This window comes from Streptomyces bobili (assembly GCF_002154575.1).
Classification (GTDB): Bacteria; Actinomycetota; Actinomycetes; order Streptomycetales; family Streptomycetaceae; genus Streptomyces; species Streptomyces bobili.
Genome location: NZ_MUBA01000164.1, coordinates 1 through 9,809, shown reverse-complemented (window position 1 = coordinate 9,809; position 9,809 = coordinate 1). Strand labels below are relative to the sequence as shown.

Annotated in this window: 12 protein-coding genes; 4 read left to right on the top strand and 8 right to left on the bottom strand. The window is 71.6% G+C overall.

Annotated features, from left to right (window positions below):
- Positions 1-562 (top strand): GTP-binding protein (locus BZL64_RS14185; protein WP_086769540.1); only part of this gene is annotated, 562 nt, incomplete at its 5' end.
- 64 nt (positions 563-626) lie between these two features.
- On the top strand, positions 627-1,046 hold the full coding sequence (locus BZL64_RS14180; protein ID WP_086769539.1) for a RidA family protein: 420 nt from the start codon (positions 627-629) through the stop codon (positions 1,044-1,046).
- An 86-nt stretch (positions 1,047-1,132) separates the two neighbouring features.
- Here BZL64_RS14180 and BZL64_RS14175 read toward each other — a convergent pair whose 3' ends face one another.
- The 8 genes from BZL64_RS14175 to BZL64_RS14140 form a co-directional block, all read right to left on the bottom strand.
- Positions 1,133-1,801: an ABC transporter permease gene (locus BZL64_RS14175; RefSeq protein WP_086769538.1), complete on the bottom strand. Its 669-nt coding sequence runs from the start codon at positions 1,799-1,801 to the stop codon at positions 1,133-1,135.
- The gene (locus BZL64_RS14170) at positions 1,798-2,541 is read right to left on the bottom strand and encodes an ABC transporter permease (protein ID WP_086769537.1); all 744 of its coding nucleotides are present in this window, start codon (positions 2,539-2,541) and stop codon (positions 1,798-1,800) included. Before BZL64_RS14170 ends, BZL64_RS14175 begins: the two co-directional genes overlap by 4 nt.
- Positions 2,538-3,668: an ABC transporter ATP-binding protein gene (locus tag BZL64_RS14165; RefSeq protein WP_086769536.1), complete on the bottom strand. Its 1,131-nt coding sequence runs from the start codon at positions 3,666-3,668 to the stop codon at positions 2,538-2,540. Before BZL64_RS14165 ends, BZL64_RS14170 begins: the two co-directional genes overlap by 4 nt.
- 146 nt (positions 3,669-3,814) lie before the next feature.
- Entirely contained in the window at positions 3,815-4,225 is a 411-nt protein-coding gene (locus BZL64_RS14160; protein ID WP_086769535.1) for a hypothetical protein, read from the bottom strand.
- Positions 4,226-4,334: 109 nt separating this feature from the next.
- Positions 4,335-4,667 carry a type II toxin-antitoxin system PemK/MazF family toxin gene (locus tag BZL64_RS14155; protein WP_086769534.1) on the bottom strand — a complete coding sequence of 111 codons (333 nt, stop codon included), beginning with the start codon at positions 4,665-4,667 and terminating at the stop codon, positions 4,335-4,337.
- Positions 4,668-4,834: 167 nt separating this feature from the next.
- Positions 4,835-5,593, bottom strand: a complete 759-nt coding sequence (locus tag BZL64_RS14150) for an FAD:protein FMN transferase (protein ID WP_244205331.1) — start codon at positions 5,591-5,593, stop codon at positions 4,835-4,837.
- Between the two features lies 1 nt (position 5,594).
- Entirely contained in the window at positions 5,595-6,296 is a 702-nt protein-coding gene (locus tag BZL64_RS14145) for an FMN-binding protein (protein WP_086769533.1), read from the bottom strand.
- Between the two features lie 10 nt (positions 6,297-6,306).
- Positions 6,307-7,644 carry a ferredoxin reductase family protein gene (locus BZL64_RS14140; RefSeq protein WP_086769532.1) on the bottom strand — a complete coding sequence of 446 codons (1,338 nt, stop codon included), beginning with the start codon at positions 7,642-7,644 and terminating at the stop codon, positions 6,307-6,309.
- Positions 7,645-7,796: 152 nt separating this feature from the next.
- Between BZL64_RS14140 and BZL64_RS14135 the strand changes: the two genes are divergently transcribed.
- Together BZL64_RS14135 and BZL64_RS14130 are read left to right on the top strand one after the other, a co-directional pair.
- Positions 7,797-8,486 carry a response regulator transcription factor gene (locus tag BZL64_RS14135; RefSeq protein ID WP_086769531.1) on the top strand — a complete coding sequence of 230 codons (690 nt, stop codon included), beginning with the start codon at positions 7,797-7,799 and terminating at the stop codon, positions 8,484-8,486.
- Positions 8,486-9,809 (top strand): sensor histidine kinase (locus BZL64_RS14130; protein WP_086769530.1); only part of this gene is annotated, 1,324 nt, incomplete at its 3' end. The genes BZL64_RS14135 and BZL64_RS14130, both read left to right, overlap by 1 nt.

Here is a 9,809-nt window from a genome sequence, read left to right as displayed (position 1 = left end):
TCAGGCGGCCGTACGGCCGCCGCTGCCGGTGAAACTGGTGATCGCGGGCGGCTTCGGCGTGGGCAAGACCACCGCCGTCGGCTCGATCTCCGAGATCGAGCCGCTGACCACCGAGGCGGCCATCACCGAGGTGGCGGCGGGGGTGGACGACCTCAGCCACACCCCGCGCAAGACCACCACCACGGTCGCGATGGACTTCGGCTGCATCACCATCGACCCGACCCTGAAGCTCTATCTGTTCGGCACGCCCGGACAGGAGCGGTTCGGGTTCATGTGGGACGACATCGTGGAGGGCGCGGTCGGCGGGCTCGTCATCGTCGACACCCGCCGCCTCGACGACTGCTACGCCGCCGTCGACTACTTCGAGCACAAGCGGATCCCGTTCGCCGTTGCCGTGAACGCTTTCGACGGTCAGGTCGAACACGGGCTGGACGAGGTCCGCTGGGCACTCGACGTGTCCGAGGGCGTCCCGGTGCTGGTCTTCGACGCCCGCGAGCGCGGCTCGGTGCGGGACGCGCTGCTGGTGGTCCTGGAGCAGGCGCTGGCGCGGTCGCAGGGGTGACGGCACCGCCCCCTGACCGGGCGGTGCGGGAATACCCCTGATCGTCGGGCGGGTTGTGCCGGGCATGAGCAGCCTCGACGCACGGACGATCACCAACCCGCCCGCCCTGCACGACCCGACGCCCTTCGGCTACAGCCACGCCGTCTCGGCGCCCGGCGAACTCGTCTTCATCGCCGGGCAGTACGCCTCCGACGCCTCCGGCGCGCCCGTGCCGGGTGACTTCGCCGCGCAGGTCGGCCTCGCCTTCGACCGGCTGGAGTCGGCGCTGGCCGGAGTGGGCCTCGGTCCGGAACACGTCGTACGGCTGGGCTCGTTCGTCGTCGACCACGACCCGGCCAAGCTGGAGACCCTCGGTAAGGCGCTGCGGGCCCGGTTCGGCGAGCGGCTCCCCGCGCAGACCCTCAGCGGGGTGGCCGCGCTGGCCCTGCCGGGGATGCTGTTCGAGGTGGACGCGATCGCCGTACGGCCCACTCCGGCGGTCTGACGCCGCACGACCCGCCGCGGACAGCAGGACAGCCGGAGCGCCCCCCGGCACGCCGTCCTGCCGTCCTGCTGCTCGCGGTCCGGCCGCTACGCGCTTCTGCGCACTCCCGGTGACACCGCCACCTTGGTGATCGCCCAGAACACGGCGAGGGTGGCCAGGGCCATGCCGGCGGTGAGGCTGGCGCCGCCGACGACCTTCTCGTAGTCGCGCTGGTAGAGGCCGTCGATGATGTAGCGGCCGAGGCCGCCGAGACTGACGTACGCGGCGATGGTGGCGGTGGAGACGATCTGGATGGCCGCCGAGCGCAGGCCGCCGAGGATCAGCGGGAGCGCGGCCGGGAGTTCCACCTGGAGGAGGATCCGGGTCTCGGCCATGCCCATGCCGCGCGCGGCGTCCACCGGGGACGGGTCGACGGAGCGCATCGCCTCGTAGGTGGTGATCAGGATGGGCGGGACGGCGAGGGTGACCAGCGGGATCATCACGGGCAGCATGCCGAAGCCGATCAGCATCGTCATCAGCACGAGCAGACCGAAGGTGGGCAGGGCCCGTGCTGCGGTGGCGATGAGCGAGAGGGCGTTGCCGCCGCGGCCGTAGTGGCCGGTGATCAGGCCGACCGGCAGTCCGATCGCGGCAGCGAAGGCCAGCGCTTCCAGCGTGTAACCGAGGTGTTCGCTCAGGCGGGTGGGGATGCCGTCGTAACCCTGCCAGTGGGCGCTGTCACTGAAGAAGTCGCTGACGAAATTGAGTACGTTCACCGGGCTGCGTCCTTCAGGGCGGGCTCGGCCGCCGGTACGGGCGGCCGGGCGCCGGCGGTCTTGGGCGTCGTGCGGCGACCGCCGCCGGCGCCGCCGCTGCCGCCACTCGGCATCCAGGGGGTGAGCAGGACGCGTACGAGCACCAGGGCGGCGTCGGCGAGCATCGCCAGGACGGCCATGGTGATGACGGCGTTCCAGGCGAGTTCCGGACGGTTGTAGATGGTGGCGTCGTGGAGCAGGTTGCCGAGGGCGCCCTGGTTGCCGATGAGGGTGCCGACGCTGACCAGGCTGATGCTGGAGACGGTGGCCACCCGCAGCCCGGCGATGATCGCGGGGACGGCGATCGGCAACTGGACCTGGAGATAGCGGCGGACGGGCCCGAAGCCCATGGCGGTGGCCGCGGCGAGCGTCTCCTGCGGCACCGAGCGCACCGCGTCGACGATCGCGGGGACCAGCACGACCAGGCTGTACACGGTCAGCGGGATCATCACGGTCAGTTCGGTCTGGCCGGTGTAGTCGATGAGGACGACGAAGAAGGCCAGCGACGGGATGGCGTACAGCACGGTGGTCACCCACAGCACCGGCGCGTACAACCAGCGCAGCCGCACGCAGAGTTGGCCGAGCGGGAGGGCGAGCAGCAGGCCGGCCAGGACGGGCAGGAGGGCCTCGCGCAGATGCAGTCCGATGAGGCCCCACCAGCTGTGCTGGAGGTCGCTGGGGATGTCGAAGAAGCCGCTCATCGCAGGGCCTTGGGCGGGCTGACGCTGTCCTCGTGGGCGCCGCGGATCGCGTCGCCGATGGCCTGCTGGGAGACGACCCCGGCGGCCCGTCCTTCGCCGTCCACGGCGACCGCCCAGCCGGTGGGTGAGAGCACGGCGCAGTCGAGGGCGGCCCGCAGCGACTCCTGTCCGGCCACGAACGGCCGCCCGTGGGAGAGCAGTCGGCCCCTGTCGATGCGGCCCGCGGTCAGCCGGTCCGGCTCGCTCCAGCCGAGGGGCTTTCCGTCGACGTCGGTGACGAGGAGGTAGGGCGCTCCGGCGTCGGCGCGGGCGGCGATCTGCTGGGCGGTGGCGTCGACGGCGACGATCGGCGCGGTGAGCAGGTCGAGTCCGGCAGAGGAGAAGAACGACAGGCGCCGGATGCCGCGGTCGGCGCCGAGGAAGTCCTCGACGAACGCGTCGGCGGGGCTCGACAGAAGTTCGGCGGGCGGCGCGAACTGGGCGAGACGGCCGCCGGTGCGCAGTACGGCGACCATCGTGCCGATCTTGACGGCTTCGTCGATGTCGTGCGTGACGAAGACGATGGTCTTACCCAGCTCCTCCTGGATGCGCAGGAGTTCGTCCTGGAGTCCCTTGCGCACGACGGGGTCGACGGCCGAGAAGGGTTCGTCCATCAGCAGGACCGGCGGGTCGGCGGCGAGGGCGCGGGCGACGCCGACCCGCTGCTGCTGTCCGCCGGAGAGCTGATAGGGGTAGCGCTTGGCGAGCGAGGCGTCGAGGCCGACGCGTTCCATCAACTCGCGGGCCCGCGCACGGGACTTGTCCTTGCTCCAGCCGAGCAGCCGGGGCACGGTGGCGATGTTGTCGATGATCGTGCGGTGCTGGAAGAGTCCGGCGTTCTGGATGACGTAACCCATGGAACGGCGCAGGATGTTGACCGGCTGCCGGCGGCTGTCGACGCCGTCGATGAGGATGGTGCCCTCGCTCGGCTCGACCATCCGGTTGATCATGCGCAGGGTGGTCGTCTTGCCGCATCCCGAGGGGCCGACGAGGACGGTGATCGAGCGGTCGGGTATCTCGAGCGAGAGGCGGTCGACCGCCACCGTTCCGTCCGGGTACCGCTTGGTGACTGAATCTATCCGTATCAAAGCGCCGAATACCCTTCGGGTCTGGCCGTATCTGCCCGCTCTCGACCACGCAAGTTCCGAGCCGTTGCGGGGAGAGTCTAGACCGCTTGTGTTGCGGGGGTTTTGACGGGCGGAGCGGAGCCGAGCGGGCTGCGTCCCGCGGTTCCTCACCAGATCAGCAGGCCTCCGCCGAGCGGCCGCGCGTACCGCGCGCTCGCCTCGATGGCGTCCAGGCGGCTCTCGATGTGCCGGGCGTGCTGCTCGACCGTCCGGTCCGGCGAGCAGGTCTCGGTGGCGAGCCGGGTCAACCCGGCACGGACCAGGGCGATCTCGTCCAGGAAGGCGGGGATCTGGCCGGGGGCGACGACATCGCCGTCGCCGTCGCTCCCGTCGACGTCGACCAGGGCGGGCAGGAAACGGGCGCCGATACGCCGGATCGACGGCGAGCCCCACACCTTCGTACGCCAGGACTCGGGGCCGGCGAGGTCGGTTCCGTCGGGCCTGGGGTCCTCCGCCATACCGAGGATGTGGCGGCTGCCGTCCTCGCGCGGAAGGAAGATCTCACTGGTCAGGCTCATACCGGCAGTTCACCATGCGGTGTGGGGCGGGGGCGACGCGTTTTCCTCCGCCCCCGCCGCCCCTGCCCGTTCCGTACCTGGGGGCTGCGCCCCGTGCAGTCTTCTCTGCCTACGTGAGTCCACCGAGACGAAGGGCGTCCTCGATCTCGCTGAGCTTCGCGGACGGCAGGACGCCCGCCTGCCCGATCAGGTCTTCCCTGGCCAGGGTGACCAGCCAAGTGCAAGGGATGAGGCCGGGACGAGGAAGTGCGACTCTCAGGACGCCTTCGAGAGGCAGTCCTTCGGGGGCACCTACTGCCACCTCAACGGCCACGCCGCTGACATCGGTGCCCGCGGGAGCGACGACCTGCATCGCCAAGAAGCCGGACGCCTCCTCTCCCGACAGCAGTACGACTGCCCGCTGCTCGTCGAGATCTGCCCACCAGACTTCGCCACGTCGCATATGTCCTCCTGATACGGGACGGCACGCCTGCCGCGGTCCTTCGACCGCCGACCACTCCCCCACCTGCGCCAAACGGCAACCGCAGTCGGGTCCATCAAATCAGCCCGCTCTCGCAGTTCTGGGGGCGGCGCACCTGGGAAGGGGCGCCGGAGACGAGCCCCCCACCCTCACGCCGATCCCGCACCGACTCCCACCGACGGAAACCCCGCCGTCCGTACGACACTTCGCTCCGCGTCCACGGCGTACACCTCGCAACCCGCCAGGCCCGCCGCCCAGTCGACGCCGTCCCTTCCCATCGCGAAGGCGGCCGTCGCCACCGCGTCCGCCTCCGTCAGCGTCGATGCCACGACGCTGACGGAGAGCAGCCCGGTCGCCGCGAGCCCGGTGCGCCCGTCGATGATGTGGTCGCCGCGTTCGTAGCGCGCGGAGGTCGCGACCGCCCCGTCGGTCAGCTCCAGGACCGTACACACCTTGTCGGCGATCTCCGGGTGCCGTATCCCCACCCGCCAGGGTCCCCCGCCGACGACGACGTCACCCCCGGCGTTGAGGCAGAAGCGCCCCGCACCGGCGGCGGTCAGCCGCTCCGCCGCCCGCTGCACCGACCAGCCCTTGACGATCGCGCAGGGGTCGAACCCCCGCCCTGGCAGCCGGGCGTCGAAGGCGCCGCCGGTGGCGACCCGGTACCGCTCGCACAGCGCGAGGACCTCCACGAGGTCGGCGCTGAGCCGGGAGGCGGGCAGTTCGCCCCGGCCGTACCGGGACACCTCGCTGAGGGACTTGAACGGGTTGAACCGTTCGTCCACCTCGCGCAGCCAGGCGAACACGGCGTCCCCGGCCTCGGACAAGCCGTCGACGTCGGCACCGCCCTCGATGCCCTCGACGCGCAGGGAGACCGGGAACCCCATCACCTGCTCGACGCGGTGCACGTCAGGCGCCCTTCGCGTCGATCGCCGCCTGGAGGGACTTCTTGTAGCCCTCGCTGGTGAGCGTCGCGCCCGACACCGTGTCGATGTCCGCGCTCTGCGCCTGAAGCGTCTCCGAGATCAACGTCGGCACGGCCGCCGTCGTCTGCGGATGGTTCGGCTGCTTCAGCATCCGCACCGCGCTGATCGCGTCACCCTCGAAGGTGACCTCGACCTGCACGTCCCCCTTCTCGGTCCCCACCGTCGGGCCCGCGACGACCTGGGAGGCGGCCGAGGCGGCGGCGGTGGGCGACGGGGCTGCCTCGGCTGCCGCCGCCCGCGCGTCGATCGCCGCCTGGAGGGACTCCTTGTAGCCCTCGCTGGTCAGGGTCGCGCCGGACACCGTGTCGATGTCCGCACTCTGCGCCTGAAGCGTCTCCGAGATCAACGTCGGCACGGCCGCCGTCGTCTGCGGATGGTTCGGCTGCTTCAGCATCCGCACCGCGCTGATCGCGTCACCCTCGAAGGTGACCTCGACCTGCACGTCCCCCTTCTCGGTCCCCACCGTCGTGCCCTTCACCACGACGCCGGTCCCGGAGGAGGAGGTGGAGGGGGTCGAGGCAGGCGCGGCGACCTCGGTGGACGAGGTGCCCGTCGAGACGTCGTAGCGCCAGACGGGGATGAGTCCGGCCACGGACAGGACCAGGACAGGTATGGCTCGCTTCACGTCGTCTCTCTCATCCCGCCAGGCTGAAGCGTTCGAAGTGGATCTGTGTCCGGGGCACGTCCAGCGCGCGCAGGCTGCCCAGGACGGCGTTCATCATCGGGGGCGGCCCGCACAGGAAGACGTCCCGGTCGGCGATGTCCGGCACGAGGCGGAGCAGTTCGCCGGGCGCCAGCCGGTCGGGCACCGGCGGCCCGGTGACCAGGTGCAGCTCGGCGCCCTTGAGGTGGGCGAGGTCGCGCAGCTCGTCGTAGAGGACGGCGTCCCGGTCGGAGCCCACCCGGTAGATGACGACGGCGTGGCCGTGCAGCTCCTCCAGCAGGGCGCGGATGGGGGTGACGCCGACGCCGCCGGCGACCAGGACGGCCTCCGGCCGGGTGCGGTGCATCGCGGTGAAGGCGCCGTAGGGGCCCTCGGCGAAGACGCGGGTGCCGGGCTTGAGGTGGCGCAGTCCGGCGGAGCCGTCGCCCGCGGCCTTGGCGGTCAGGCGCAGGGTGCGGCCGTCGGGCGCGGCGGACAGGGAGAACGGGTTGGCCTGCCACCAGCGGTCCTTGGTGAGGAACCGCCACAGGAAGAACTGGCCCGCGCGGGCCGGCAGCCGGTCCAGGTCGCGGCCGGTGATGTACACGGAGACCACGTTGTCGGACTCGGGGACGACGGCCTCGACGCGCAGCTGGTGGCGCTGGTTGCGCCACAGCGGCAGCCCGAGCCGGCCGAGGAGGACCGAGCCGAGGGCGACGCCCCACAGGGTGTACCAGTACGTCGTGGCGGCGGACGACGTGGTGAACGTCGTACCGGCGGCGACCTGGTGGGTGAAGGCGAGCACCACGGCGACGTAGGCGTAGAGGTGGATGAAGTGCCAGGTCTCGTACGCCAGGCGGCGGCGGGCCCAGCGGGCCGAGACGCCGCCGATGACGAGGATCAGCCCGAGCGCGACGACCGCGCGGAACACGCCCTCGACGGTCTCGGCGAGGTCGACGAGCTGGCTGACCGGGTCCATGGAGGAGGACCGGGCGTAGCCGAAGGTGATGAAAACGACGTGCCCGACCAGCGTCCACAGGAGGCCGAAGCCGGTCCAGCGGTGCCAGTTGGTGAGCCGGTCCATGCCGATACGGCGGTCCAGCCAGGGCAGCCGGGCGACCAGCAGCAGCTGGAACGCCATCAGCAGGGCGGCGTAGAGGCCGGCGAAGCGGCCGATGACGACCAGGGCGTTGGAGGCGAAGCCGGCCTGGACGGCGAACAGGGTCACGACGGCCGCGTTCGCGGCCAGCACGGCGTACAGACCGGTGCGGGCCACGACCTTGGGACGTATCGCCGTGGGGGGTACGGGAGGCGACTGGACGGTCGTCACGGACAAAAACTCCTTGATCGGGTCCTCAGGAGATAGAGCTTCGCCGCCCTTTGCTGTCGATACCCTGTCGTACAACTTTCAAGAGGGTATCGATCCGGATCAGCGGGCCACCGGGGTCTGGCGCCGGGGGCCGCGTGGCGCACTATGAGCGAGTGGAAAAAGTACGACTCCTGGTGGTGGACGACGACCCGCCGATCGCCGATCTCGTCGCGACGGTCGCCCGCTACGAGGGCTGGGACGCGGTCACCGCGAACACGGGCGAGGAGGCGCTGCGGCGCGCCGCCGAGTTCCGCCCGGACATCGTGGTGCTCGATCTGATGCTGCCCGACATCGACGGCTTCGGCGTCCTGGACCGGCTGCGCCGCTCCGGGACGATGGTGCCGGTGGTGTTCCTCACCGCCCGGGACGGGGTCGCCGACCGGGTCGCGGGACTGACCCGCGGCGGCGACGACTACCTGGTCAAGCCGTTCGCCGTGGAGGAGCTGATGGCGCGGCTGCGGACCGTGCTGCGGCGCAGCGCGGGCCCGGCGTTCCAGCGCTCGGTGCTGCGGGTCGGGGACCTGTCGATGGACGAGGACACCCGTGAGGTGCGGCGCGGCGACAGCCTGCTGACGCTCACCCCGACCGAGTACGAGGTGCTGCGCTATCTGATGCGCAAGTCGCCGACGGTCCTCACCAAGGCGCAGATCCTCGACCACGTCTGGGAGTACGGCTTCGGCGGGCGCTCCAACGTGGTGGAACTGGTCGTCAGCCGGCTGCGCCGCAAGCTCGACGCGACGGGCGAGCCGCTGATCCAGACGGTGCGCGGATTCGGGTACGTGGTCCGGCAGGCCGCCGAGTGATGCGCCGCGCCTGGCGGTCGTACCGCAGGCTGCGGCTCGGCACCCGGCTCGCCCTGGGCCTGGGCGCGCTGTCGCTGGTGGTGTTCGCGGTGGTGGGCACCGCGCTGACGGCGTACATGCGCGACTATCTGCAGCACCAGCTGGGCTACCAGATGAAGGTCGTGCAGACCGTGCAGGCCAAGGACGCCGCGGCGCACGGCACGGTGACGCAGAAGCCGTACTGGGGCTGGTTCTCCGCGGTGTACGACGTGTCGGGCGGCTCGGTCGTGCTGCGGCAGCCCGCCGACATCCCGCACGACACCCGCCCCCTCACCCGGTTCGCCGAGGACATGGCGGACTCGGACACCGAGCTGCTGCGCACCGTGAAACTCGACGGCGAAGGCGTGTACCGGCTGCGGGGCTGCGAGGTCGAGCCCGGCGTGGTGCTGGTCAGCGCGGCGCCCATGAAGGACATCGACAACACCATCGAGCAGCTGGTCACCGTGCAGGTCATCGCGTTCGGCCTGGCGCTGCTGGGGCTGGTGGTGGCCGGGCGGGCCTTGCTGCGCCGCGGGCTGAAGCCGCTGAGCGACATGGCGCACACCGCGCACGGCATCGCCTCGCACAACCTGACCGAGTCGGCGTCCCGGCTGCACGTGCGTGCGGACGCGCCCGGCGGCGGTCCGGAGGTGGAGGAGCTGCGTACGGCGTTCAACACCATGCTGGAGCACATCGACGACTCCCTCGCGGTGCGGGCCGAGGCCGAGCAGCGCCTGCGCCGCTTCGTCGCGGACGCCTCCCACGAGCTGCGCACCCCGCTGATGTCCGTACGCGGTTACGCCGACCTCTTCCAGTACGCGCCCGCCAACGCGCCCGCGGAACGGGACAGGCACCTGGCCCGGCTGCGCGCCGAGGCCGCCCGCATGGGTGTGCTCCTCGACGACCTCCTGCTGCTGGCGCGGCTGGACGCGGCCGAGGTGGAGACCCCGCTGCGGACGGAGGACGCCGATCTGGTGGACCTGGTCGAGCAGGCCGCCGACGCGTTCCGCGCGAGCCACCCCGGTCATCCGCTGACGGTGGCGCCGGGCCCGGCGGCGGTCCGGCTGCGGCTCGACCCGCAGCGCGTCCGGCAGGTCCTGGACAACCTCCTCACCAACGCGGCCGTGCACACCCCGGCGGGCACCCCGGTGACCGTGCGGGTGACGGTGGGTCCGCACACGGCGCAGGTGCACGTCGTCGACGAGGGCCCCGGTATCCCGCCCGGCGACCGCGGGCGCGTCTTCGACCGCTTCTACCGCGTCGACAAGGCCCGCAGCCGCGACCGCGGCGGCAGCGGACTCGGCC